Below are 23,767 nucleotides of genomic sequence, written 5' to 3' on the forward strand. Positions count from 1 at the left end.
ACAGACAAAGGCTCAGCCTTCAAGGAGGCCGCATGAACACTTGGTCGCGCCGTGCGCTGTTCGCCGCCGGTTTTTCCCTCACCGTTACCAGCGCCGCCTTTGCCGCGTTGTCTGATGTCGACCCGGGGCCCTACACCTTCGCCACTGGCGGCTACCCGATGTGGTACAAGGACAGCCTCAACCAGTCCCTGGAACTGTGCCAGTCACGCGCGACCAGTACCCGGGTGCCCGGCACACCGGCCGCACCGTCCTACATGTGCACCCTGCTACCAGAGCCCGGCATCTACGACGATGCATTGCCGCTGGTGTTCCCCGACAACTGGCCGCCAGAAATGTTCTGGTTCCTGGCCGAAGCCACCATCCCTGCCGTTGGTAACAGCGGCTACGAACTGGATGCCTACGTTGCCGGCCTGGAAGCAGCCTTTGCTGCCGAGAACCCGGTAGACGGCGACCAGCAGAGCTTCGCCCGTATCCGTATCCGTGTGTCTGTACCCCGTGCCGGTGTATACACCATCACACACCCCTACGGTGTCGAGACCGTGAACGTCACCACGCCCGGTCGTCGAGCGATCAACATCACCCGCGACATCGGCATTGGGGCACCGGGCAACTTCACAGGGGCGCTCAATGGCGCTCTCGGGCCATGGCTGCGCGGGGTGGGCGGGCCTTACACCGAAGTCAATCCGGACACCGGCGCCACCGAAACCTTCATCGGCGACCCTAACCGGCCGGAAGCCGTGGCCGGCAGCCCGTTCAACACCAACTTCATCCGCATCGACGGCCCCCCCGGTCGCATCGAGACCGCGCTGTTCACGGTCTCGGGCAAGGTGCTGGACCCACGCGCGCAAACCCCGGTCACCCTGGAGCGCGCCACCTACTCACGCAATGGCAGCGGTACCCGTGTGGAAGTGTTCGCCAAAGCGCCGAAAGAGGCCAGCCTGTGCATGCGCAATGGCCTGGCACTGGTCGGCACGCCGCCATCGCCCTGCCAGTTCACCCTGACGGCAGACAACAACGGCCTGTTCTTCCACCAACAGCTTGGCCAGACTGCACCGCCTGCGGTGGTAGTGGTCACGGCCAGCAACAGTGCCGGCGGCACCCAGCCGACCGCGTTGTCGAGCAAGCTGACCGACGTGGTCAAGGTCAGTACCGCGCGATATGACTGGGCCAACAAGCGCCTGCTGATCGAGGCCAGGTCCAGTGATGAGGTAGCGATCCCCGACATGCTCGCCCAGGGTTACGGCCGCCTGTCGAAATCGGGCACGCTGCAAAGCATCACGATCAACGACGTGGCGCAACCGCCAGCCACCGTGACAGTCAAATCTGCCCATGGTGGTGCTGACGTAGAACCGGTGCTCGTGGTCGGCAACGCCCCCGTCGAGGCGGCCAACCAGCCACCGCTGGCCCAGGCTGACATCGGAAGCACCAGTGTCGGTATCCCGCTTACCCTCAACCTGCTGCTGAACGACAGCGATCCGGACGGCAACGTGCCACTGACCATCAGTGACCTCACCCAACCCGGTACCGGCCTTGGCGGCGTCGTGCTCAACGGTACCACCTCGGTTACCTACACCCCGCCAGCCGGGGCTACGCAACCGCTGGTGGCCACCTTCAGCTACCGGGCGGTGGATTCCAAAGGCCTGAAGTCGGAACCGGCCACGGTCACGATCAACGTTGCGCCTAACCGGGCACCGACCGCCAACCCGGAAACCGTCGCCACCCTGGGCGTGCCATTGACCATCAACGTGCTGGCCAACGACACCGATCCAGAGGGCAACGTGCCGCTGGCCGTTGCTGCCGTCACCCAACCGGCTGCCGGCCGGGGCACGGTCAGCACCGACGGCACCACCGTGACCTACACCCCACCGGCCACGGTCACTGCAGCCTTCACCGCCACCTTCACCTACCAGGCACGTGACTCGCTGGGGGCGCTATCCACCCCGGGTACGGTCACCGTCAACGTGTCGCCACGGCCTGCCGCCGAAACCTTCGCAGTCACGGCAGCCACCGTCACGGCGCGCTCCAACAACCGGTACAACTGGGACATCAGCGGTACCTCATCGGTAACCACGGGCAACGTTGTCACCGTCCGGGTCACCACTACCACCGGCGTGCAAACGCTGGGTACCACCACGGTACCCGTGACCGGCCGCTGGCGACTGGCAGTGAGCAACAGCACCACGATCATCCCGACCGCCGCGCCGACGGCAACCATCACCACCAGCCCGGGTACCACCCGCACCGTCAACGTGGTTGTGCAGTAAAGGCGGGGAAACGCCATGAAGCGCCTGTATCCACTGCTGTTCAGCCTGGCCCTGGCGGGCCAGGCCAGCTGGGCCGATGACCTGATGGACAACGCCGACCTTGCACCCGGCAATGACCTCGGTGAACCGGTGATCATCCGCCTGCTACCGGTCGGCGCCGGTCAGGCTGCAGTGATCGAGCAGCAAGGGTCAGGCAACCGCGCCGCCCTCGACCAGAACGGTCAGGCCCTGCTGGGCCGCATCGTCCAGGCCGGCGGTGCGCAGGAAGCGTACATCTTGCAGGAAGGCAGTGACCTGATGGCAACCATCAGCCAACAGGGAAAGGGCAACAGTGCGTCGATCCGACAGAGCGGCAGCAGCAACAGCGCAGCCATCGAGCAGATCGGCAACGACAACAGCGCCAGCATCGTGCAGTCCGGTTCGGGCCTCAGCAGCTCCGTGAGCCAGACCGGCAATGGCCAACATGTGCAGATCACACAATACCGATAGACCTGGAGGCACCACCATGTACAAGCTCGCCCCTTTAAGTGCCGCTATCGTCCTGGCCCTCGCAGGTCAGGCCATGGCTGCTGACAGCACCTCATCGCAGACTCAGGACGGCAAGGACAACATCGCCGAGGTCAGCCAGACCCAGGCATCCTTCGCTTCGGCCACGCAGAACCAGACCGGTAAAGGTCACAACCACCTGGCGGTGCAAACCGAGAGCACCAGCGATATCCAGCAGAGCGCCACCGGCCAGTACAACGCCGGCTACGCCGAGCAACTGTTCGAGAACGGCAGCCAGATTACCCAAACTGCCGGGGGCAGCTACAACGATGCCTTCGCTAGCCAGTCGGTAGGGATGAACAACGAATCGCTGCAAACCCAGCAAGGCGTCGGTAACAAATCCACCGTGTGGCAGGACACCCAGGAAGGCAGCAAAGCCGCCAGCTGGCAATCCGGCCAGCGCAACGAGGCCTTCCTTGAGCAGACCTTCGGTGGCAGCAACAACCGCAGTACCGTCAACCAGACCGGCCAGGACAACTATGCAGCCGCCGAGCACCTGAACCATGTCGATGGCGACATCCAGGTCTACCAGGATGGCCACGACAACTGGGCCTACGGCGACCAGCGTGAGGGCACCGGTGGCACCATTGGCATTGGCCAGTACGGTGGCGGCAACTCGGTGGAAGTGTGGCAGGACACCCAGGTCGGTAGCCAGGCTTCCGTGGTCCAGACCGGGCAGACGAACGAGGGCTATATCGACCAGAGCTTCGGCACCGGCAACAAGGTCAGCCTGACGCAGCAAGGCAATGCCAACGCCAGTTGGTCGGACCAGTTCGAAACCAATAACGCGACCGCCACCATCACCCAGACCGGCAACAACAACCTGCATTTCACCTACCAGAATGGTGAAAACCTCAACCTGACCATCAACACCAAAGGCAATGGCAACAGCATCACCGCCAGCAACTGGAAAGGCGCCAAGATGGGTGGCCAGTTCGGCACCAACCAAAGTGCCACCATCAACCAGACCGGCAACGGCAACGGCGTCAACCTGACCCAAAAAGGCGCTGACCAGGTGGCCACGCTGACCCAGACGGGCAAAGGCAACCAGATGCAGACCAAGCAGGACGACGTCAACAATGAGCTGTATTTCGAGCAGAACGGCACCGACAACATCCTGATCGCCGACCAGCGCGGTACCGACAACTATGCCTACGGCAACAGCCAGGGCACCGGCAACACCATTACCCTGGACCAATCCGGCTACAGCAACCAGAGCTACACCAACCAGCTGTACGGCAGCGGCAACGAAGCCACCATCAAACAGACTGACAGCATCAACGTCGCCTACGTGACCCAGGGAGGCCAGGGCAACAAGGCGTTCGTCGACCAGAGTGGTATCGCCCAAACCGCCACCATCACTCAGCTGGGCAGTGCAAACCTGGCCACCGTGACCCAAAAGTAACCCGCTCCCCCTTGAACCGCGGTGCTCCTCTCCCTGGTGCCGCGGTTCCTTTTTCGCTCACACCCTCTGCCCGGTATATGCATTCCCTGCAGGATCAGCCTTGTGCTGCGAAAGGGCCTGCAGGACTGGCACATCGTTGGGAGGCATACCGGCCTCTTCGCCGCACAAGGATGCTCCTGCGGGGATTGCAATTGCAGGGATACAATATCCACTCCCTCGAACCTGTGCGGTGCCATGATCCAGTCCGACCTAGACCTGTTCGGCCCCCAGCCACAACGCCTGGCCAGCCATACCGTGCTTTTGCCCGGCTTCGCCCTGGCCGAAACCGAGCCGCTGCTCGATGCGCTGCGCCCGGTGCTGCGTGCAGCGCCCTTCCGGCACATGCACACGCCCGGTGGCCTACGCATGGCTGTAGGCCTGACCAACTGCGGCACGCTGGGTTGGGTGAGTGACGAACAGGGTTACCGCTATAGCCCCAACGATCCGCTCAGTGGCAAGCCGTGGCCTGCACTGCCCCCGGTTCTGCTCGCGCTCGCCGCCCGCGCTGCGGCGCTGGCCGGCTTCGAGGGCTTCGTGCCGGATGCCTGCCTGGTCAACCATTACCTGCCAGGCACACGCTTGAGCCTGCACCAGGACCGCGACGAACGGGACTTCGGGCAGCCGATCGTGTCTGTGTCGCTGGGCCTACCGGCAGTGTTCCTGTTCGGCGGCCTGCAGCGCGCCGACAAGCCCCGTCGCATCCCCCTGAGCCACGGCGATGTGTTGGTCTGGGGCGGCGAGGACCGCTTGCGCTTTCACGGCGTGCTGCCCATCAAACCCGGCGTGCATCCGCGCATGGGCGAGCGGCGGATCAACCTGACATTGCGCAAGGCGGGGCCCTGAACAGGCCCCGCTTCTACCACCCGGCGCAAAACAAGATGAATTCACATGAAACATGTTGAACATCCAGGCCAGGCAAGCTTCAAATATCAAGCCGCCTTCCTTGCCTGGAGCCTGCCATGTCGAACCCACTTAGCCCCTCAAACCGTTGCCACGGAGCCACTTACCGATGAAGATGCCTGGCCGTGCCCCCAACGCCTCGCTGCAGCTCGATTACGTACGCGACACCCTTTTCGGCCCAGTGGCGCAGAGCGTGGAATGCCAGTGCCAGCTGGCCGATCTCAACCTTCAAGGTCGAGCGGGGCTGCGTCTGCATATCTGCCCGCCGCTGCCTGACAAGGTCGACCGTGCCCACAGTGTGGCCTTCGTCTGGGATGGGCGCAGTTATCATGGGGTGGTTCGCGACAAAGGCAAGTGCGGCGATGGCGGCCTCAACCTGCTGCTCGAGCTACAGTAAGCCGATCAACGGCAGCTAAACCAGCTGAACCGGCCGACCGCGGCGTCTCTCCATAGCAAAAGGGCCTCTGCCCGCCGGAGAATGCCATGAACAGTCCATTGCTCAAGCTCTTCACCCACCCCGCCGACGCCTGGCTGGATATTCGTCGGGCCGAAGAAGACCACCCACAGCAATACCTGCCGCGGCTGCTGGCCTTGGCACTGATACCCGCCGTGTGCCTGTTCATTGGCACGACCACCTTCGGCTGGAGCCTGGCGGCCGAGGAGCGGGTACGCCTTGGCATGGGTAGCGCCGCGCAACTGGCGGGGCTGCTGTATGCCACCACCGTTGTGGGCGTGATGCTGATGGGGGTGATGATCCGCTGGATGTCACGAGGGTTCGACGCACATCCAAGCCTGAGCCAGTGCATCGGTTTTGCCGCCTACTGCGCCACGCCGTGGTTCTTCGCCGGGGTAGTCGGGCTGCTGCCGATTCGCTGGTTGGCCTTCGTCGCGCTAATGGCCGCTTCGGCCTATGCAAGCGTCTTGCTGTATGGCGGTTTGCAGACATTCCTGCGGCTTAAAAAGGAACAGGCAATGCTGTTCGCGACATGCGTGTGGGGCGTGGGGCTTCTGGTTTTGGTAACCCTGCTCGTGGCGATGGTTCTGTTCTGGTTCAACGGCCTGATGCCAGAATACGTGCGCCCGGCCAACCTGGGCTGACCGGGGCAAACCAGGTGCACTCAAGCATGCGACCTGAGTGGCGCCGGGTGGCTGTTGCGCAGCGCATGCAACTGCCCCACGAGGTGGACCAGGTCACGGCAACTGTTAAGGTTGTGCAACGGAACCCCACTGAGGGTCACGCTCTTTTCGAGACTCTGGCCCTGACCCAGGCGGATGGTCAGGTTGGCGCCGTCCGGGCAGCTGACTTCACAGCGGTCGGGCAGGCATGCCTGCTCGATCATCTGCCGCATCTCCAGCATCGAAACTCCAATCAACGACATGGTACGACCCTCTCTGTGCGATGGCCTGTTGTGAGTGAGTACGCCTTTATCGGGCGGGGCGCCAATTGATATTGCCCATGCCCTGGCAGGCGTCCATGCGCCGGGGCAATGATGATGCGGGGAATCCCTTAGCACCTTAGTGGAAGATTGCGCTCGCGGGCCGAGGGTTCGAATGCAAAGCCTGACTTAACGACGAGCGGTGCCGGTATCACCAGCCACGGTTCAATGGCCGGCCCCTTCCCGTTCATCCTGCATCTGCCCAAACCGCCCGGCATGGAAATCGTCGAACGACTCGGCAATCTCCGCCTGGCTGTTCATCACGAATGGACCGTAACCGACGATCGGCTCGTCAATCGGCTCGCCGCTGAGCACCAGCACACTGGCGCCCTCCAGAGCCTCCACGGTGACATCCTCCCCGTCCCGGTCCAGCAGTACCAGGCTGGACGGGCCAGCGTCGCGCTCGCCATTGATGCGCACGTTACCGCGTAACACCACCAGCGCCGCGTTGCGACCGACAGTAACCGGCAGCTGCAAGGCCGTGCCGGCATTGAGCCGCAGGTCCCACACATCCATCGCGGTAAAGGTCCGCGCCGGCCCTGGGTGCCCCTTGTAGTCGCCGGCAATCACCCGCAAGCTACCGGCGTCGCCCTCCAGCGCTACCACCGGGATGTCGCTGGCCAACAGCGTCTGGTAGCCGGCCGCTGCACGTTTGTCACGCGCGGGCAGGTTGACCCACAACTGGACCATTTCCAGGGTACCGCCACTGCGGGCAAAGCCCGGGGAATGGAACTCCTCATGGATGATGCCATTGGCGGCGGTCATCCACTGCACATCACCTGGCCCGATCAGGCCGCCAGCACCCGTGGAGTCACGGTGTTCGAGCTCGCCCTGATAGACGATGGTCACGGTCTCGAAGCCGCGGTGCGGGTGCTGGCCAACGCCGCGCCGCGCCGTGGTCGGGGTGAAGTCATGGGGGCCAGCGTAGTCCAGCAGCAGGAACGGGCTGATCCGGCTGGCCAGGTTGTCGTAAGTGAACAGGCTGCGCACGGGAAAACCATCACCTACCCAATGGGCGTGTGGGCTGCGGTGGATACCCAGAATGTTTTTCATGAGAAGGCTCCTCTCTTGGCTGGGATAACCTTATCAATGATACGAATCAGGCGGTAGACGGGTTATTCGGCATACATCGTTCCACCTATGGAACAGTCAGCCCGGCAAGAAAGCGAGTACCTGCTCGGCCGCCATGGCCGGGTCTTCCTGCATGAAACAGTGCCCACCGGCAACTTGCCGGGCGGTTACATGCCGGTTGAGCGTGGCCAGGCGGTTCACCGAATGTGGCACGAAGGGATACGTCTGTTCGCCATACAGAATCCGTGTCGGCGTGCTGATCGCTGCAAGGCGCGCCCACATGCGTTTGGGGAATGAACTGAAGATTTCCACTTCCCGGCTGGGCCGGCACTTGAGCACCACTGCATCGCCACAATCGCCGATGGCGTGTTCGACATAAGCCTGCAGCGCTGCATCGGTCCAGCCCTTGAAGATGCCCCGCCCTTGCAGCAAGGCTAGCGCTGCCTCGCGATCAGGCCAGTGGCTGCGGCGGCTGGCGGCCTTGCGTGCCAATGCATGACGCTGGTGCAGGCCAACCAGTGCTGCCGCGCCCATCACACCCAGCATGCGACGACTGAACAACACGGGGTCTAGCAACACCGCACGCTCGAACAGCTCAGGTTCAGCGGCCAGGATCAGGCCCGTAAGCACGCCGCCAAAGCTGTGCCCCACGGCAAACCGCGGCACATCGCCGTACTCGCCACGCCCGGCCTGAAAGGCTTCCACTGCCAGCTCGGCAGTACGGTTCCACCCCCGAAACACCCCACCATGGTCACTGTCGCCATGCCCCTGAACGTCGCAAAGCCACAGGTCGAAATGTTCGCCCAGACGCATCAGCAACGGTTGGTAGGCCAGGCAACAGAAGCCATTGCCGTGCAAAAAATGCAGCAACGGCTTGCCACTGACAGGTGTTCGCCAGCCACGCAGGGTGAAACCTTCGGCGCATTCGTGGGACCAGGGTATCAACTGCATCGGCTTGCTTCACTCGCGGGGCTAAGAAAACGCCGATTCTACAAACAGCAGCGGGTAGAGTGAAATCACCAGCAACAAGGCCATCAGGACATTGAACAGCATCAGCCAGCGCGGGTTCTGCAATACGTTGCGCAGGGCGCTGCCGAACATTACCCACACACCGACGCTAGGCAGGTTGACCAAGGCAAACAAGGCGGCGATGACGATCACGTTGGTCACATAGCCTTGCGCCGGTGTGTAGGTGGTAATCGCACCCACCGCCATGACCCAGGCCTTGGGGTTGACCCACTGGAACGCCGCTGCGCCCCAGAACCCCAGCGGCTTGCGGGCGCTCGAGGAGGCCGTGCCGACTGGCCCGGAAGTGGCTATTTTCCAGGCCAGATACAGCAGGTAGGCGGCGCCGGTATAGCGCAGCGCCGTGTACAGCGGCGGCCAGGCCTTGAACACTTCACCCAGGCCCAAGCCCACGGCCAGCACCATGACCATGAAACCGATGCTGATACCCAGGGCATGAGGGACCGAACGACGCACGCCGAAGTTCACCCCCGAGGCCAGTAACATGGTGTTGTTGGGGCCGGGAGTGATGGACGATACAAAGGCAAACAGCACGAAAGCGATCAACAGGTCGGCAGAGGCAAGCATGGCGGGCATTCCACTTTCGTTATAGGTGCTGTCACACTAACGGAGTCGCCCTCTCTAGCGACCGATACAGTTATATTAAATTATTCAGATACACATCACTGTACCGCTAACCCGGATCAAGGAAGCCGTCACCATGAGCCTCACCATTCGCCCAGCCGTTCGCACCGATGCCGAGCAGATCCTGGCCTTCATTACCGAGCTGGCCGAGTATGAACGTGCCCGCCACGAGGTGGTCGCCACCCTGGCCGACATCGAGCACAGCCTGTTCGACGAGGGCAGCACAGTGCGTAGTCTGATGTGCGAACGCGATGGCCGGGCAGTCGGTTTTGCCGTGTACTTCTACAGCTACTCGACCTGGCTCGGGCGCAACGGTATTTATCTGGAAGACCTGTATGTCACGCCTGAACAGCGTGGCGACGGTGCTGGCCGGCAACTGCTGCGACATATTGCCCGCGAGGCGGTGGCGAACAATTGCGGGCGCCTGGAATGGAGCGTGCTGGACTGGAACGAGCCGGCGATCGGCTTCTATCAGAAGCTGGGGGCCGAGGCGCAGGATGAGTGGGTCCGCTACCGGCTGGATGGCGAGAAGCTGGCGGCATTCGCCCGCGGGTGACACGCTTGCTGATGCGGCCCTATCGCCGGCAAGCCAGCTCCCACAGGTACTGTATAACCCTTTAGGGCACTGCTAATCCTGTGGGAGCTGGCTTGCCGGCGATAGGGCCCGGGCAGGTAAAGTTACTGCCGCCGCCACACTGCCCCGGCAATGTCGACCCGCTGGGGCAGTACCTTGTTGTCGAAGAACAACTGTGCCGTACGCTGCTGCGCCGCCACGATCTCATCACTCACCGGCAGCACGGGTGACGCCGGCCGGTGGCTGAAACTGCGCTGCACCACCGCTTCTGGCAAACCCATGAACTGTGCCAGCACGTGGATGCTCCCAGCCTCGTCGCTGCGGGTAAGTGCCTCGGCCCGGCTGATTTCGTCCAGCAATTGCCCGACAAAGGCGCCATTGGCTTCGACATAGGTGCGTGAACCCAGCATGAACGGCCCAATCAGCCCCAACCCTTGGCCGTCGGCCAGCAGACGCGCCTTACCCTCCAGGTCGATGGCGGAGTAGAACGGGTCCCAGATTGCCCAGGCATCCACGCTGCCCCGCTCGAATGCCGCCCGGGCATCGGCAGGCGCCAGCCACACTGGCTGAACATCACCAATGCTCAGCCCGGCCTTGGCCAAGGCACGCAATAGCAGGTTGTGGGCGCTGGAACCCTTCTGCAGGGCAATACGCTTGCCCTTGAGCTCCCCTACTGCCCTGATCGGGCTGTCTTTCGGCACCAGGATCACTTCAGCCTGCGGCTTGGGCGGCTCGGCCCCCAGGTACAACAGGTCGGCGCCGGCGGCCTGGGCGAAGATCGGCGGAATATCACCGGTAGAGCCAATATCAAGGCTGCCGATGTTCAATGCTTCAAGCATCTGCGGGCCCGCGGGAAACTCGATCCATTGCACGCGGGTGCTGGCAAAGCGTTGCTCCAGCAGCCGATGCTGCTTTGCCAGCACCAGGCTGATCGAGCCCTTCTGATAGCCAATACGCAAGGTGGCCGGGTCTGCGGCCTGGGCCGCGCCGGCCAAGGCCAGCATCAGCAGCATGGCAAAGCGTAGTAAGCGCATGGGTCATTCCTTCCAGTCGGTCGAGGGTTTTTCCCACAAGTTGATCCCGCCTTCCACAGCGTACTGGTCGATGGCGGCCAGTTCTTCGGCCGTGAAGGCCAGGTTGTCGAGCGCGGCCACGTTCTCGGTGATCTGCTCGGGCCGGCTGGCACCAATCAGCGCAGAGCTCACCCTTGGGTCGCGCAGTGTCCAGGCAAGTGCCAGTTGGGCCAGGCTCTGGCCACGCTGGCGGGCAATGTCGTTCAGGGCGCGTGCGCGGGCGATGTTGGCTTGCGACAAGTGCTGGGGCAACAGCGAGCCACCACCCGCACGGTTCACCCGGGCGTCGGTCGGGATGCCATTGAGGTATTTGTCGCTGAGCAGGCCCTGGGCCAGGGCAGTGAATACAATCACCCCGGCACCCAAGGCATCGGTGGTGTCGAGCAGGTCCCGTTCGATCCAGCGGTTGAACAGGTTGTACGACGGCTGGTGGATCAGCAGCGGTACCTTCAGGGCTTGCAGCAACGCCGCAATTTCAGCGGTCTTTCCGGCCGAGTAGGACGAAATGCCGATGTACAGCGCCTTGCCCTGGCGCACGATATCGGCCAGTGCGATGGCCGTTTCTTCCAGCGGGGTATCGGCGTCGAAGCGGTGCGAATAGAAGATGTCAACGTAATCCAGGCCCAGGCGCGCCAGGCTCTGGTCCAGGCTGGCGATCAGGTATTTGCGCGAGCTGCCGCCCTGCCCATACGGTCCCGGCCACATGTCCCAGCCGGCCTTGCTGGAAATGATCAGCTCGTCACGGTAGCTGCGCAGGTCCTCGCGCAGCAGCCGGCCGAAGTTGGTCTCGGCACTGCCATAGGGCGGGCCGTAGTTGTTGGCCAGGTCGAAATGGTTGATACCGGCATCGAACGCCGTGTGCAGCAAGGCGCGCTGGGTGGTGATGGGCGTGGCATCGCCAAAGTTGTGCCACAGGCCCAGGGACAGGGCCGGCAGCACCAGGCCGCTGCGACCGACACGACGGTAAGGCATGCGCGCATAGCGCTCGGGGTTGGCGGTGTAGCTCATGGTTGGCCTCGTTCGGCAAAGTAAGGGTTGGCTGGGCGCTGCAGGCCCAGGTGCTCGCGCAGGGTGTGGCCCTGGTACTGACGGCGGAACAGGCCGCGCCGCTGCAACTCGGGCACCACCTGCACAGCGAAGTCTTCCAGGCCCAGGGGCAGGTGCGGCACCAGCACGTTGAAGCCATCGGCGCCGCCGCCTTCGAACCAGGCTTGCAGCTCATCGGCGATCTGCGTCGGGGTGCCGACCAGGCTGTAGTGCCCTCGCCCACCGGCGATGCGCCGGCCCAGCTGGGCCAGGGTCAGCTGTTCGTTACCGGCCAGTTCGGTCAGCAGTTGCTGGCGGCTGCGCTGGCCATCCTCGGTAGGCGGCAACGCTGGCAGCGGGCTGTCCAGCGGGTAGCCGGAGAGGTCGAAGTTACCGAGCATGCGCCCGAGCAGGCCAACGCCGACCCGCGGGTCGACCAGCGCCTGGAACTGTTCGTACTTGTCCTCGGCCTGCGCCTGGCTTTGCCCCACCACCACGAACACGCCGGGCATGATCTTCAGCGATTGCTCATCCCGCCCATGACGCGCCAGCCGGCCCTTGAGGTCGGCGTAAAAAGCTTGTGCCCGGGCCAGGCTCGGCTGGGCGGTGAACACCACCTCGGCGCTTTGTGCAGCCAGCTCGCGGCCGGTTTCGGACGAGCCAGCCTGCACCAGCACAGGTCGCCCCTGTGGGGAGCGGGCGACATTGAGTGGGCCTTTGACGCGAAAGTGCTCGCCCACATGGTCAAGGGTACGCACCGCCTGCGGGTGGTGGAACAGGCCACTGGCCTTGTCGCGCACGAACGCATCATCGGCCCAGCTGTCCCAAAGCCCTTGCACCACCTGCTGGAATTCGCGGGCGCGGGCGTAACGCTCGGCATGTGGGATGTGCGTCTGGCGGCCAAAGTTGCCGGCCTCGGCGGCAGCGTCGGAGGTGACCAGGTTCCAGCCGGCACGGCCTGCGGACAGGTGATCCAGCGAGGCGAACTTGCGTGCCACATGGTACGGCTCGTTGTAACTGGTGGTGGCTGTGGCGATCAGGCCGATGCGTTCGGTGACTGCACTCAGCGCCGACAACAGGGTCAGTGGTTCGAAGTACACCGAGCGGGCACTGTGGCTGGCCAGCGGGTCGCTGGGCGCGGCGACGCTGTCGGCGACGAACAAGGCATCGAAGCACGCGGCTTCGGCGATTTGTGCGGTGCGCTTGTAGGTGGCGAAATCCAGCGGGTCGGCCGGTACGTCCGGGTGGCGCCAGGCGGCCACGTGGTGACCGGTAGCCATGAGGAAGGCGCCCAGATTCATTTGGCGGGGCATGTTGTTCTCCTTGAAATCTCGATTGGGGCCGCTTTGCGGCCCATCGCCGGCAAGCCGGCTCCCACAGGGAGCACGCAATTCATTCAGGCTGCGCTGTACCTGTGGGCGCTGGCTTGCCGGCGATGAGGCCGGTACAGGCCACAGGCCGCCACTCAGAAATCCTTGCGCAGTTGCACACCGAAGTAGCGCCCGTCATCCCGCGGTACTGAGCGGTAGATGTAGTCGCCGCCACTGGCCAGCATCTGCGCATACGATTTGTCGCCCAGGTTCTTGCCCAACAGGGCTACGCGCCAGCCGTCGTTGTAATCGGCCAGGGCAATGCTGGCGTTCCAGATGCCATAGGCGCCCTGCACGGTGTCCGGGTTCTGGTCGAGGCTGAACTGCACGGCGTCCTGCCAGCTGTAATCGCTGCTCAGCTCCACATCCAGGCCGTTGTCCAGCGGGATCACGTAATCGGCGCGCAGGTAGGTCTTCCAGTCGGGCGTGAACGGCAGGCGACCGCCATCGATGTTGCAGTTGGCCGCCGCACCCGCCGGGCAATTGAAGTGATCGACACGGGCCTTGGTGTAGGCCACGGCTGTCGACAGCTTCAGCCGCGAGGTGGCCTGGAAGCTGGCATCCAGCTCCACACCCTGGGTCTTGACCTTGCCGGCGTTGACCAGGCGGGTTACCACCTGGTTGGCCACGGTGTCGAAGAAGTTGGCCTGGTAGTTGTCGTAGTCGGTATGGAATACGGCCAGGTTGGCGGTCAGGCGATTATCCAGCGCCGTGCTTTTCAAGCCGATTTCGTACGCATCCGACGTTTCGGGCTTGAGTGCCTCGGTGTCGCGCGGCTGCATGTTGAAGAACACGTTATAGGCCGGCCCTTTGTAGCCGCGCGAGTACGTGACATAACCGGTCAGGTTGTCATTGAAATCATATTGCAGGCCGGTCCTTCCGCTCCAGCCGTCCTCGTCAACCGAGCCGGAGCTTGCGGTCGAAGGCTGGATACCGGTCACTGCGCTGGCCGAGGTGGAGACGCGGCGATGATCGTACTCAAGGTCGTCGTGGGTCCAGCGCAGGCCGAAAATGGCACGCAGGTCATCGGTGAAGTTGAAGGTGTTTTCACCGAACAGCGCGACACTGTCGTTGGTGGTGGAATAGTCGGCGCGGCCACGGTTGGCCACGCCGCCATTGACCGACAGGCGCTGGTAGGTCTCGTTGGACGTGCCATGCATGTAGAAGGCGCCCAGCACATATTCGTTGAACTGCCCTTTGGGCGAGGTCAGGCGAAACTCCTGGCTGTACTGGTCATAGTCCACCGTGCCCTTGTCATGGGACGCCGTGACCGGCAGCAAGGCACGCCGGTCGCCGTCCTGGTACTGGGTGTTGTCCCAGCCCCGCCAGGCGCTGATCGACGTCAGGGTGTAGTCGCCCAGCTGCCAGTCCAGTTGCGCCGAAAGCCCCTGGTTCTCGTCCTCGACGTGGGTCTTGAAGTCGCTGTTGATGTCGCGGTTGTGGGCACTTGGCGTCACCGGGCGCAACTGGCTGGCAAATGCGGCACTGGCGCTGGTGATGACGCCGCTGGGCAAGGTGTCCTCGCCCTTCATGTAGTCGGCGATCAGGGTCAGGCGCACGTCTTCGTTGGGCTCGAACTCCAGCTTGCCGCGGGCGCCTTTGCGTGCATAGCCATTGACGTCGTGGCCATTGGCAACGTTCTCGACATTGCCATCGTAGTCGCCCCACAAGGTGCTCAACGAACCCTTGAACTGCTCGCTCAGACGCCCGCCAATCCCAAAACGCAGGCGGTTCTCGTCGCCAGCGCCAAAGTGCGAATAGTCCACATAGCCCTGGGTCTGTTCGGGGACGGCCTTACTGACCACGTTGAGTACACCCGCCGAGGCGTTCTTGCCAAACAGGGTGCCCTGTGGCCCGCGCAATACCTCGATGCGTTCGAGGTCGAGCAGGTCGAGGGTCGACTGCCCCGGGCGGCCGAACACCACGCCATCGACCACCGTCGCCACGGTGGGCTCGACGCCGGGCGAGGTAGAAATGGTGCCCACGCCACGGATGAACAGCGAGGTGTCCTTGTTCGAGGCGCCGGCGCGGTAATTGAGGGTAGGCACCTGCTGGACGATGCTGGCAACGTTGTTGCGGTTGTCGCGCTCCAGCTGTTCGCCATCGATAACCGACACCGCCACCGGCACTTCCTGCAGCGTGGCTTCGCGGCGCGTGGCGGTGACGGTGACCGCGCCTAATGCAGCGGCCTGCGCAACCCCCGCTTCGGCCGGTTCGGCTGCTTGGGCACCTTGGCCAAAAGCGGCCAGCAAGATGGCTGCGGCCAATGGCCGACGTTGCGTAGCGGGGAACGGTGTACGGCTTTTGTGCATGGTGCTCACTGCCTCGGGAAACCAGACCAGGCCCCATCTGACGGGGCCGACACGAAGTTGCTGTGGTTGTCTGGTCTCGCTCGTGCGAGTGGCAGGCGATTGCCAACAGCTGCGCTTGTTAGCGCTAACATGGGCAAGTATCAGAGGGCGTTGCTTAGCACGTCAAATACTTAAAAGTCAGATTGATATGCAATAAAGCTATTTGCCAACCCACTTCCCGTTAGCGCTACCATCGCGCCATTTCCCCAGGAGGCAGCCCGGTGAGCCAGGCCAAGGATCCCCCCCGCAAGCGCCGTGGCGCAGGCCGTGTCACCCTCGCCGAGGTGGCACGGGCCGCTGAGGTTTCGGCTATCAGCGTGTCGCGCTACTTCAACCAGCCAGACCAGGTTTCGCCGCCTTTACGCGAGCGTATCGAAGCCGCCGTGCAGGCGCTGGGCTATGTGCCCAACCTGGTCGCTGGTGGGCTGGCCTCGGCCCGTGGGCGCATTGTCGGCATGGTGATCCCGAATATCTCCGGGCCGATCTTCGCCCAGACTATCCAGGCGTTCAGCGACACCCTCAGCAGCCACGGCTACCAGTTATTGCTGGCCTCCAGTTATTTCAGCGAAGCGCAAGAAGAAAGCGCAGTACGGGCCTTTCTCGGCTGGTCGCCGGCAGCGTTGGTGGTGACCAGCCATTTCCACAGCCCGGCCACGGAAAAGATGCTGGCCGACGCAGACGTGCCCGTCGTGGAAATCTGGGACTACCGCCCTGAGCGGGCGCCCTTGCAAGTGGGTTTCCTTCATCACCAGGTAGGCGTGCAGGCCTGCCGCTACCTGCTGGACAAGGGCCACCGGCGCATTGCCTTCGTGCAAAACAGTGCGGCCGGCGACCTGAGTGCGCTGGAGCGGCGCGATGGCTATATTGCGGCATTGCATGAAGCCGGGCTGGAGCCTTGGGTGTTCGTGCCCGCAACCGACTGCGCACCGTTCGAGGCGGGCAAGCAGGCAATGGAAGCATTGATTCGTCGCCAGCCACGGCCCGAAGCGATCATCTTCGCCAATGACAACCTGGCTGCCGGCGCCCTCCTGGCGGGCCAGCGCGCCGGTTTGCGCCTGCCCGAAGACATGGCCATCGTCGGCTTTGGCGACTACCCCTTTGCCGACATGCTGTTGCCCAGCCTGACCACCCTGCGCCCGCCCTCGCGGGCAATTGGCGAACTGGCGGCGTTGCGGGTGCTGCAGCACCTGGGGGTGGTAGCGTGTGAGGGTGAGGTGCAACGGCTTAACCTGTTGGCGTGTGAGTTGATTGCCCGCGAGAGCGCGTGAGATGCACAGGCGCTGTGACAACCCGGCCATTGAGGATTATTCTCCTACGGTATGTCCCACCGCCCCAATATGTGAGCGCCGAATATGAAAATCGATGACATGGACGCCTTCGTGGCGGTCATCCGTTGCCAGTCGACCAACCTCGCCGCCGAGGCCCTGCAACTGACCCAGCCGGCCATCACCCGCCGGGTGCAAAACTTCGAGGAAGACCTGGGCGCCACCCTGCTCGACCGCAACACCAAGCCGCTGAAGCCGACCCCCATGGGCCTGCGGGTGTACGAGCAGTGCAAGGCGATCTTGCGTGAGATCGACTCGCTGCGTGAACTGGTGGCCAACGACGGTGCCCCGTCCGGGACCCTGCGCCTGGGCGTGCCGCAAACCCTTGGCGATGTGGTGCTGCTCGATGCCTTGGCACAAATTCGTGAAACCTATCCCGACCTGCGCACCCAGGTCACCAGTGGCTGGGGCAGCAGCCTGATCGCACGCATGGAAAACGGCGAGCTGGATGGCGCCGCGGCACTGTTCCCGCCCGGCAAGATCTTCCCCGAGGGCATCGCCAGCCAGTCGATCGCACGCATGCCGCTGCGCGTGGTGGCGGCCAAGGGCACTGTCGGCAAGCGCAGCCTCAAACTCAAGGACTGCTACACCCGTGGGTGGGTACTCAACCCCGATGGTTGCGGCTTTCGCGCCGGGCTGCAGCGCGCCCTGAGCGAGCAGGGGCTGAGACTGTCGATCAACCTGGAGACCTTCGGCACCGAGCTGCAGCTCGGGCTGGTGGCCAATGGGCAAGGGCTTGGGCTGGTGCCCGAGCCCTTGTTGCAGAACAGCCGCCACCGCGATGCACTGGACGTGGTCAATGTGACGGATTTCAAGCCGCAGGTGGATTTGTGGTTGTTCCACCCGCGCTACCTGGGCAACCTGCAGGAGCCGGTTGAGCAGTTTGGCCGGGTGGCAGGGCAGCAACTCTGCGGGTGAGCCGAAAGCGCAAGCGCTTGCGGGAGCGGCCTTGCGTCGCGATTGGGCTGCGCAGCAGCCCTTGGCAACTCAATCGCAATAAAATAACCAACACGCATAACTTGATCCAAAAGTAATTCTTACAACTAATAATTAGCATAGAACCAAAAAGACTTTTACAGCGCTCATCCATACGAATACGGTCTTAGAAACCAACGTGTTCCAGGGATGAATACCCATGAGTCACCCCCCTTCTGCCAGCGCGCTTGCCGAACTCACCCAGGCCCTGGCCGCCAACGCCGAACGCTACGACCGCAGCGGCCAGTTCCCCGCCGATAACTTCGACCTGCTGCAGCGTCACGGCCTGCTGGGTTTCACCGTGCCGCGCCATTTGGGCGGCGGTGGCGCCGACCTGGCCAGTGCGCGCCAGGTAGTCGCCGCTGTCGGCAAAGGTTGCCCGTCCACCGCACTGATCCTCGTAATGCAGTATCTGCAGCACTTTCGCCTGCAGGACGAAGACCGCTGGCCCGAGCACCTGCGCCTGCAAGTGGCCCGCGACGCGGTGGCCGACGGCGCGCTGATCAACGCGTTTCGCGTCGAACCCGAACTGGGCACGCCCGCCCGCGGCGGCCTGCCGGCCACCGTCGCCCGGCGCACCGCCGAGGGCTGGCGGTTGTCCGGGCGCAAGATCTACTCCACCGGCAGCCACGGCCTGACCTGGTACCTGGTATGGGCCCGCAGCGACGACCAGGACCCACTGGTGGGCGGTTTCCTGGTGCGCAAGGACACCCCGGGCATCCGCATCGTCGAAGACTGGGACCACCTGGGCATGCGCGCCACCTGCAGCCATGAAGTGCAGTTCGACGAGGTGCTGATCCCGCTCGATCATGCCGTCAGCGTCAGCCCGGCCAGCGCACCGCGCGCCGAGCTCGACAGCACCGGCCTGCTGTGGATGGCAGTGTTGCTGCCTGCGCTGTACGACGGGGTGGCCCAGGCCGCACGCGACTGGCTGGTGCAGTTCCTGAACCAGCGGGCGCCATCCAACCTCGGCGCACCGCTGGCCAGCCTGCCGCGTTTCCAGGACGTGGTCGGGCGTATCGACACCTTGCTGTTCGCCAACCAGAGCCTGTTGAACGCGGCCGTGACCGGGCAGGTCGATCCGCGCCACGCCGGGCAGCTCAAGCACCTGGTCAGCCGCAACGCCATCCAGGCCGTGGAACTGGCCATCGAGGCTGCCGGCAACCCTGGCCTGTCGCGGCGCAACCCGCTGGAGCGGCACTACCGTGATGTGCTGTGCAGCCGCATCCACACCCCTCAGGATGACGTGGTACTCGGCCATGTTGGCCGCGCCGCCTTGGCAGAGGTGGCAGCATGAGCCATTCGATCATCGCCAGCCAGCTGGACGCACCGGCCAACCAGTACCTGCGCGAACGGTTGCCCGACCATGAGGTGATCGATATCGCCCCGGGCCAGTTGCATCTGGACGTTCCTGCCGACGTGTTCATCGTGCGCCCGATCAATGTACGCGGCAACCGCGTGGACAACCCTCCAGCGGGCTGGCCATGGTCGTTGCGCTGGGTGCAGGTGGTGTCCTCGGGCATCGACTTCTACCCTGGCTGGGTGTTTCAGGGCCCGCCGGTCACCAGTGGCCGCGGCGCCAATGCCGAGCAGGTGGCCGAATTCGCCCTGGGCCTGGTGTTTGCTGCGGCCAAGCAGTTGCCAGGCCTGTGGGTCAAGGACGCCGACTGGCGCCTGACCCCGCTGGCCCCCGTGCGTGGTCGCACCTTGGGCATCTTCGGCTTCGGCAGCATCGGCCAGAGCCTGGCACGCAAGGCGGTGGCGCTGGGCATGTCAGTACTGGCGCTGAACCGCCCAGGCCAGCCCATTGCCCAGGTGCCGGGCGTGCAGCGCGTCGACAACCTGCAGCAACTTTTTGCCAGCAGCGATCACCTGGTCATCGCCGCCCCGCTCACCCCCGCCACCCACGGCCTGATCGACCGTCAGGTGCTGGCCCAGGCCAAGCCCGGGCTGCACCTGATCAACATCGCCCGTGGCGGGCTGCTGGACCAGCAGGCCCTGCTCGAAGCCCTGGAAAGCGGCCTGATCGGCCGCGCCAGCCTTGATGTCACCGATCCGGAACCACTGCCGGCGGGCCACCCGCTGTACCAGCATCCTCGGGTGTTTCTGTCACCGCACACCTCGGCGATTTCCGAGGACGGTTACCCGGCCCTGCTCGATGCGTTTCTCGACAACTTCGCCCGTTACCGCGAACAGGCACCGCTGCACAACCTGGTCGACACCCAGCGCGGCTACTGAACCCACACTTATTGGAGAACACCATGACTGCACTGTCTGTCGTCATCGCCCAGGAAAACACCGTACGCCAACGGGTCAGCGCCGAAGAGTGGGAGGTGCGGGTCAAACTGGCCGCCGCCTACCGCCTGGCCGCGCTGTTCCGCTGGACAGACCACATCTACACCCACTTTTCGGCACGCGTGCCAGGGCCCGACGAGCATTTTCTGATCAATGCCTTTGGCCTGCTGTTCGACGAGATCACCGCGTCCAACCTGGTGAAAGTCGACGTGGACGGCACCATCATCGACGACCCGCTGGGCCTGGGCATCAACCAGGCGGGCTATGTGATTCACAGCGCGATCCACCGCGCCCGGCAGGACCTCAAGGCCGTGCTGCACACCCACACCCGCGATGGCGCGGCGGTGTCAGCGCAGCGCGACGGCCTGCTGCCGATCTCGCAGCACGCCCTGGCGTACTACAGCCGGGTGGCTTACCACGACTACGAAGGCGTCGCCCTGGACCTGGACGAGCAGCAGCGGCTGGTGGCCAACCTGGGCGACAGCAACATCCTCATCCTGCGCAACCATGGCCTGCTGACCGGGGGTGTCAGCGTAGAGCATGCCTTCCGTGAACTGCACGGGCTGGAGCGGGCCTGCAACATCCAGGTAGCGGCGCAGGCCGGAGGCAATGACCAGTTGCTGCATGCTGCGCCGACGGCGATTGCCAAGGTGCATGAGCAGTCCAAGCGGTTTTCCGACGGGTTGGGTGAAGGGATCCAGCGGCACTGGGATGCGCTGATCCGGCAGCTGGACCGGGAGGGGCTGGATTACCAGGACTGACAGGTTTTCTGTGGCCTCCAGCCCCCACAAGAACCCCACTGGATTGAGGCCTGTGGTGATCCTGTGGGAGCTGGCTTGCCGGCGATAGGGCCCGAACAAACACCTCATACCCCATTTAAGGATCACCCAATGCCCCCATTACACCTGGCCAGAAGCCTGCTGGCCTGCGCCACCCTGGCCTTCACGCTCGCCGCCTGCTCCCCCTCCGGCGAAGATGCCACCAGCAAAACCCTGAACATCGCCTTCTGGGGCGACAACACCACGCTGGTCAGCGTCGACCCGTTCCAGGTCTACTGGCTGGAGCACCGCGTACTGCTGCGCAACGTCGCCGAATCGCTCACTGACCAGGACCCGGCCACAGGCCGCATCATCCCTTGGCTGGCCAGCAGCTGGGAGGTCAGCGACGACGCGCTGCAGTACACCTTCCACCTGCGCCAGGACGTCTCCTTCAGCAACGGCGAGCGCTTCGACGCCCAAGCCGTGAAAACGGCCTTCGACAGCAACAAGGCCTTCGCTGCACAACTGCCCGCCACATTCGGCGCCACCTACCTGGCCGGCTTCGACCATGCCGAAGTGGTCGACCCGTTCACCGTCCGCCTGGTGCTTTCACGGCCCAACGCCGGCTTCCTGCAGGCCACATCCACCACCAACCTGGCCATTCTCGCCCCGGCCTCCTACGCGCTCAGTGCCCAGGAGCGTTCATTGGGCAAAATCATCGGCACCGGCCCGTTCATCCTCGAACACTACACCCCGGAAGTCGGCGCACGCCTGGTCAAGCGAGCGGACTATGCCTGGGCCTCGGCCAACGTCAAAAACCCTGGCGCCGCCCACCTGGACCGCGTGGAGATCAGCTATATCCCCGAAGAAAGCGTGCGCAACGGCCTGTTCCTGCAGGGCAAGGCTGACATCCTCTGGCCACGTAACCCGTTCTCCGAGGTTGACCTGAAGCTGTTCCAGGCAAAGGGTGCGGCCATCCAGAGCCGCTCGTTGCCAGGCCCGGCGCTCAACCTTTACCCCAACACCCGCAACGGCCGCCTGCTGGGTGACCGCCAGGTGCGCCTGGCCTTGCAGAAGGCCATCGACCGCACCAGCTATGCGCACACCGTCTACAACGCCGAATTCCCGGTGGTGACCGGCGTGTACGACGTGACCACGCCGTACTTCAAACCACAGACCAGCAAACTGGCCTACGACCCGCAGGGCGCCGAGCGCCTGCTGGATGCCGCCGGCTGGCGCAAGGGCGATGACGGCTACCGGCACAAGGACGGCAAACGCCTGACCCTGCGCTACAACCTCACCCCTGCCGAAAGCGCCGGTGATGTGCTGGTGCAGGACCAACTGCGCAAGGTTGGCATCGACCTCAAGCTGAACGTGCTGACCCGTGCCGAATGGGTGGCCGGCAACGCTTCGGGCAACTACGACCTCACCTCCACCTACATGACCCGCGCCGATCCGATCATCCTGCAGACCATCCTCGACCCGCGCGCCGCCAGCAGTGCCACCTTGGCCACCAATACTTACGAGCCACACGCACTGGCCCAGGCACAAACCTTGTTCGACAACGGCATTACCGCCACCCACGACGAACAACGCGCACAGGCCTATGGCCAGCTGCAAGACCTGCTGGTTGACGAAGCCTCGGCGTTCCCGCTGTACGAACGCGTGTGGCAAGCCGCCACCGCACCTCGGGTCAAGGACTTCCGCTGGACCGCCGAAGGTTTTGCCTTCCTCAGTGACATCCAGGTCGCGCAGCCATGAACCGCTACCTGATCGGCCGCATCGGCCAGGCGCTGCTGGTGCTGTGGGGCGCCTACACCATCACCTACTTCATTCTCTATCTGCTGCCTGGTGACACCCTGGCGATCATGCTCAGCGCCTCGGGTATGGAAGCCGATGGCCTGTCGCCCGAGGACCTGGCGAAGGCACGCGCCTACTACGGCCTGGACAAGGGCATTTTCGAGCAGTATTTCGACCTGCTATGGCGGGCACTGCACGGTGACCTGGGCCAGTCGTTGTCACTGAACCGCCCAGTGACCGCGCTGCTGGCCGAGCGCCTGCCGCAAACCCTGGCCCTCGCTGGCTTTGCCATCGCGCTGTCGTTGCTGGGCGGCATCGGCCTGGCCTACCTCACCGCCTACCTGCAATGGCAACCGCTGAAGGTGGCGCTGTCACGCTTGCCGTCACTGGGTTTTTCGGTACCGGTGTTCTGGATGGGGCTGCTATTGATCCAGGTTTTCGCCTTTGGCCTGGGCTGGTTCCCGGCCACCGGCAGCCAGGGGTTTGCCAGCCTGGTACTGCCGGCGGTGACGCTGGCCATCCCCAGTGCTGCGGTGTACGCGCAAGTGTTGCAACGCGGTTTCCAGGGTGTGTGGCAGGAGCCCTACATCGCCACCGCATTCGCCAAAGGCCTGAGCCGTGCGCAGGTGCAGGCACGACACGGCCTGCGCAATGCTGCCCTGCCAATTCTGACCCTGGTCGGTTTGCAGGTGGGCAACACGGTGTCCGGGGCCGTACTGGTCGAAACCATCTTTTCGCGCAACGGCGTTGGCCGTTTGGCCCAGGAAGCTGTGCTGCGCCAGGACATTCCGGTGGTGCTGGCGATTGTGGCGGTATCGGCGGCAGCCTTCGTGCTGGTGAACCTGATCGTCGACCTGCTCTACCCGTACCTTGACCCCCGAATCGCCCATGCCACGAAGGTGACCTGAC

The 23,767-nt window shown here is 63.9% G+C and carries 22 protein-coding genes; 14 read left to right on the plus strand and 8 right to left on the minus strand.

All coding sequences use genetic code 11. The annotated features are described in order from the left end of the window. Positions 1 to 32: 32 nt before the first annotated feature. The 6 genes from LU684_RS22100 to LU684_RS22125 all read left to right on the plus strand — a co-directional run bounded on the left by LU684_RS22100 (position 33) and on the right by LU684_RS22125 (position 6,252). Positions 33 to 2,264 carry an Ig-like domain-containing protein gene (locus LU684_RS22100; protein ID WP_023047903.1) on the plus strand — a complete coding sequence of 744 codons (2,232 nt, stop codon included), beginning with the start codon at positions 33 to 35 and terminating at the stop codon, positions 2,262 to 2,264. A 15-nt stretch (positions 2,265 to 2,279) separates the two neighbouring features. Further along, on the plus strand, positions 2,280 to 2,753 hold the full coding sequence (locus LU684_RS22105) for a curlin (RefSeq protein WP_016486754.1): 474 nt from the start codon (positions 2,280 to 2,282) through the stop codon (positions 2,751 to 2,753). Between the two features lie 16 nt (positions 2,754 to 2,769). After that, on the plus strand, positions 2,770 to 4,215 hold the full coding sequence (locus tag LU684_RS22110) for a curlin (RefSeq protein WP_023047904.1): 1,446 nt from the start codon (positions 2,770 to 2,772) through the stop codon (positions 4,213 to 4,215). 234 nt (positions 4,216 to 4,449) lie between these two features. Continuing rightward, on the plus strand, positions 4,450 to 5,097 hold the full coding sequence (gene alkB, locus LU684_RS22115) for a DNA oxidative demethylase AlkB (RefSeq protein WP_016486752.1): 648 nt from the start codon (positions 4,450 to 4,452) through the stop codon (positions 5,095 to 5,097). Between the two features lie 166 nt (positions 5,098 to 5,263). After that, a complete protein-coding gene (locus tag LU684_RS22120) occupies positions 5,264 to 5,551 on the plus strand; it encodes a hypothetical protein (RefSeq protein WP_016486751.1) in 288 nt (95 codons plus the stop codon). A gap of 86 nt (positions 5,552 to 5,637) precedes the next feature. After that, positions 5,638 to 6,252: a Yip1 family protein gene (locus tag LU684_RS22125; RefSeq protein ID WP_016486750.1), complete on the plus strand. Its 615-nt coding sequence runs from the start codon at positions 5,638 to 5,640 to the stop codon at positions 6,250 to 6,252. A gap of 20 nt (positions 6,253 to 6,272) precedes the next feature. On the opposite strand, the gene LU684_RS22130 is transcribed toward LU684_RS22125, so the two are convergent. From LU684_RS22130 to LU684_RS22145, 4 genes are all read right to left on the minus strand, one after another. Next, the gene (locus LU684_RS22130) at positions 6,273 to 6,533 is read right to left on the minus strand and encodes a DUF1652 domain-containing protein (RefSeq protein ID WP_023047905.1); all 261 of its coding nucleotides are present in this window, start codon (positions 6,531 to 6,533) and stop codon (positions 6,273 to 6,275) included. Positions 6,534 to 6,755: 222 nt separating this feature from the next. After that, positions 6,756 to 7,643, minus strand: coding sequence for a pirin family protein (locus tag LU684_RS22135; protein ID WP_210668866.1), 888 nt, complete (start codon positions 7,641 to 7,643; stop codon positions 6,756 to 6,758). A gap of 96 nt (positions 7,644 to 7,739) precedes the next feature. Further along, entirely contained in the window at positions 7,740 to 8,612 is an 873-nt protein-coding gene (locus tag LU684_RS22140) for an alpha/beta fold hydrolase (protein ID WP_060516395.1), read from the minus strand. A 21-nt stretch (positions 8,613 to 8,633) separates the two neighbouring features. Then, positions 8,634 to 9,263 carry a LysE family translocator gene (locus LU684_RS22145; protein WP_016486746.1) on the minus strand — a complete coding sequence of 210 codons (630 nt, stop codon included), beginning with the start codon at positions 9,261 to 9,263 and terminating at the stop codon, positions 8,634 to 8,636. A 124-nt stretch (positions 9,264 to 9,387) separates the two neighbouring features. Between LU684_RS22145 and LU684_RS22150 the strand changes: the two genes are divergently transcribed. After that, positions 9,388 to 9,867, plus strand: a complete 480-nt coding sequence (locus LU684_RS22150) for a GNAT family N-acetyltransferase (protein ID WP_016486745.1) — start codon at positions 9,388 to 9,390, stop codon at positions 9,865 to 9,867. 122 nt (positions 9,868 to 9,989) lie between these two features. Here LU684_RS22150 and LU684_RS22155 read toward each other — a convergent pair whose 3' ends face one another. The 4 genes from LU684_RS22155 to LU684_RS22170 form a co-directional block, all read right to left on the minus strand. Beyond that, positions 9,990 to 10,919, minus strand: a complete 930-nt coding sequence (locus tag LU684_RS22155; RefSeq protein ID WP_232895032.1) for an aliphatic sulfonate ABC transporter substrate-binding protein — start codon at positions 10,917 to 10,919, stop codon at positions 9,990 to 9,992. A gap of 3 nt (positions 10,920 to 10,922) precedes the next feature. Then, on the minus strand, positions 10,923 to 11,966 hold the full coding sequence (gene mgrA, locus LU684_RS22160; protein ID WP_016486743.1) for an L-glyceraldehyde 3-phosphate reductase: 1,044 nt from the start codon (positions 11,964 to 11,966) through the stop codon (positions 10,923 to 10,925). After that, positions 11,963 to 13,297, minus strand: a complete 1,335-nt coding sequence (locus LU684_RS22165; protein WP_023047909.1) for an LLM class flavin-dependent oxidoreductase — start codon at positions 13,295 to 13,297, stop codon at positions 11,963 to 11,965. The genes mgrA and LU684_RS22165 overlap by 4 nt, the downstream gene beginning before the upstream one ends. Before the next feature lie 152 nt (positions 13,298 to 13,449). Beyond that, entirely contained in the window at positions 13,450 to 15,666 is a 2,217-nt protein-coding gene (locus LU684_RS22170) for a TonB-dependent receptor (protein ID WP_016486741.1), read from the minus strand. Positions 15,667 to 15,926: 260 nt separating this feature from the next. Between LU684_RS22170 and LU684_RS22175 the strand changes: the two genes are divergently transcribed. The 7 genes from LU684_RS22175 (at position 15,927) to LU684_RS22205 (ending at position 23,766) form a co-directional block, all read left to right on the plus strand. Further along, the gene (locus LU684_RS22175) at positions 15,927 to 16,973 is read left to right on the plus strand and encodes a LacI family DNA-binding transcriptional regulator (protein WP_232895034.1); all 1,047 of its coding nucleotides are present in this window, start codon (positions 15,927 to 15,929) and stop codon (positions 16,971 to 16,973) included. An 84-nt stretch (positions 16,974 to 17,057) separates the two neighbouring features. Then, positions 17,058 to 17,948: a LysR family transcriptional regulator gene (locus LU684_RS22180; protein WP_016486739.1), complete on the plus strand. Its 891-nt coding sequence runs from the start codon at positions 17,058 to 17,060 to the stop codon at positions 17,946 to 17,948. A gap of 217 nt (positions 17,949 to 18,165) precedes the next feature. Then, complete coding sequence (locus tag LU684_RS22185) at positions 18,166 to 19,302, plus strand: acyl-CoA dehydrogenase family protein (protein WP_070086608.1); 1,137 nt, start codon at positions 18,166 to 18,168, stop codon at positions 19,300 to 19,302. Then, positions 19,299 to 20,243 (plus strand): D-isomer specific 2-hydroxyacid dehydrogenase family protein, encoded by a 945-nt coding sequence (locus LU684_RS22190; RefSeq protein ID WP_016486737.1) that lies wholly within the window; start codon positions 19,299 to 19,301, stop codon positions 20,241 to 20,243. The genes LU684_RS22185 and LU684_RS22190 overlap by 4 nt, the downstream gene beginning before the upstream one ends. 23 nt (positions 20,244 to 20,266) lie before the next feature. Further along, complete coding sequence (locus tag LU684_RS22195; RefSeq protein WP_016486736.1) at positions 20,267 to 21,061, plus strand: class II aldolase/adducin family protein; 795 nt, start codon at positions 20,267 to 20,269, stop codon at positions 21,059 to 21,061. A 129-nt stretch (positions 21,062 to 21,190) separates the two neighbouring features. Beyond that, positions 21,191 to 22,819 (plus strand): ABC transporter substrate-binding protein, encoded by a 1,629-nt coding sequence (locus LU684_RS22200; RefSeq protein WP_016486735.1) that lies wholly within the window; start codon positions 21,191 to 21,193, stop codon positions 22,817 to 22,819. After that, positions 22,816 to 23,766 (plus strand): ABC transporter permease, encoded by a 951-nt coding sequence (locus tag LU684_RS22205; protein WP_016486734.1) that lies wholly within the window; start codon positions 22,816 to 22,818, stop codon positions 23,764 to 23,766. The genes LU684_RS22200 and LU684_RS22205 overlap by 4 nt, the downstream gene beginning before the upstream one ends. Position 23,767 lies beyond the last annotated feature (1 nt).

Source organism: Pseudomonas sp. NMI542_15, from assembly GCF_021283425.1.
In the GTDB taxonomy this organism is placed as follows: domain Bacteria; phylum Pseudomonadota; class Gammaproteobacteria; order Pseudomonadales; family Pseudomonadaceae; genus Aquipseudomonas; species Aquipseudomonas fortuita.

Bases quoted from the DNA above. Each gene is read 5' to 3' on its own strand.
- LU684_RS22205 (WP_016486734.1), top strand. From the start codon at position 22,816: ATGAACCGCTACCTGATCGGCCGCATCGGCCAGGCGCTGCTGGTGCTG.
- LU684_RS22130 (WP_023047905.1), bottom strand. From the start codon at position 6,533: ATGTCGTTGATTGGAGTTTCGATGCTGGAGATGCGGCAGATGATCGAG.
- LU684_RS22200 (WP_016486735.1), top strand. From the start codon at position 21,191: ATGCCCCCATTACACCTGGCCAGAAGCCTGCTGGCCTGCGCCACCCTG.
- LU684_RS22145 (WP_016486746.1), bottom strand. From the start codon at position 9,263: ATGCCCGCCATGCTTGCCTCTGCCGACCTGTTGATCGCTTTCGTGCTG.
- LU684_RS22185 (WP_070086608.1), top strand. From the start codon at position 18,166: ATGAGTCACCCCCCTTCTGCCAGCGCGCTTGCCGAACTCACCCAGGCC.
- mgrA (WP_016486743.1), bottom strand. From the start codon at position 11,966: ATGAGCTACACCGCCAACCCCGAGCGCTATGCGCGCATGCCTTACCGT.
- LU684_RS22170 (WP_016486741.1), bottom strand. From the start codon at position 15,666: ATGCACAAAAGCCGTACACCGTTCCCCGCTACGCAACGTCGGCCATTG.
- LU684_RS22110 (WP_023047904.1), top strand. From the start codon at position 2,770: ATGTACAAGCTCGCCCCTTTAAGTGCCGCTATCGTCCTGGCCCTCGCA.
- LU684_RS22190 (WP_016486737.1), top strand. From the start codon at position 19,299: ATGAGCCATTCGATCATCGCCAGCCAGCTGGACGCACCGGCCAACCAG.
- LU684_RS22150 (WP_016486745.1), top strand. From the start codon at position 9,388: ATGAGCCTCACCATTCGCCCAGCCGTTCGCACCGATGCCGAGCAGATC.
- LU684_RS22140 (WP_060516395.1), bottom strand. From the start codon at position 8,612: ATGCAGTTGATACCCTGGTCCCACGAATGCGCCGAAGGTTTCACCCTG.
- LU684_RS22165 (WP_023047909.1), bottom strand. From the start codon at position 13,297: ATGCCCCGCCAAATGAATCTGGGCGCCTTCCTCATGGCTACCGGTCAC.
- LU684_RS22105 (WP_016486754.1), top strand. From the start codon at position 2,280: ATGAAGCGCCTGTATCCACTGCTGTTCAGCCTGGCCCTGGCGGGCCAG.
- LU684_RS22195 (WP_016486736.1), top strand. From the start codon at position 20,267: ATGACTGCACTGTCTGTCGTCATCGCCCAGGAAAACACCGTACGCCAA.
- LU684_RS22125 (WP_016486750.1), top strand. From the start codon at position 5,638: ATGAACAGTCCATTGCTCAAGCTCTTCACCCACCCCGCCGACGCCTGG.
- LU684_RS22135 (WP_210668866.1), bottom strand. From the start codon at position 7,643: ATGAAAAACATTCTGGGTATCCACCGCAGCCCACACGCCCATTGGGTA.
- LU684_RS22155 (WP_232895032.1), bottom strand. From the start codon at position 10,919: ATGCGCTTACTACGCTTTGCCATGCTGCTGATGCTGGCCTTGGCCGGC.
- LU684_RS22100 (WP_023047903.1), top strand. From the start codon at position 33: ATGAACACTTGGTCGCGCCGTGCGCTGTTCGCCGCCGGTTTTTCCCTC.
- alkB (WP_016486752.1), top strand. From the start codon at position 4,450: ATGATCCAGTCCGACCTAGACCTGTTCGGCCCCCAGCCACAACGCCTG.
- LU684_RS22120 (WP_016486751.1), top strand. From the start codon at position 5,264: ATGAAGATGCCTGGCCGTGCCCCCAACGCCTCGCTGCAGCTCGATTAC.
- LU684_RS22180 (WP_016486739.1), top strand. From the start codon at position 17,058: ATGAAAATCGATGACATGGACGCCTTCGTGGCGGTCATCCGTTGCCAG.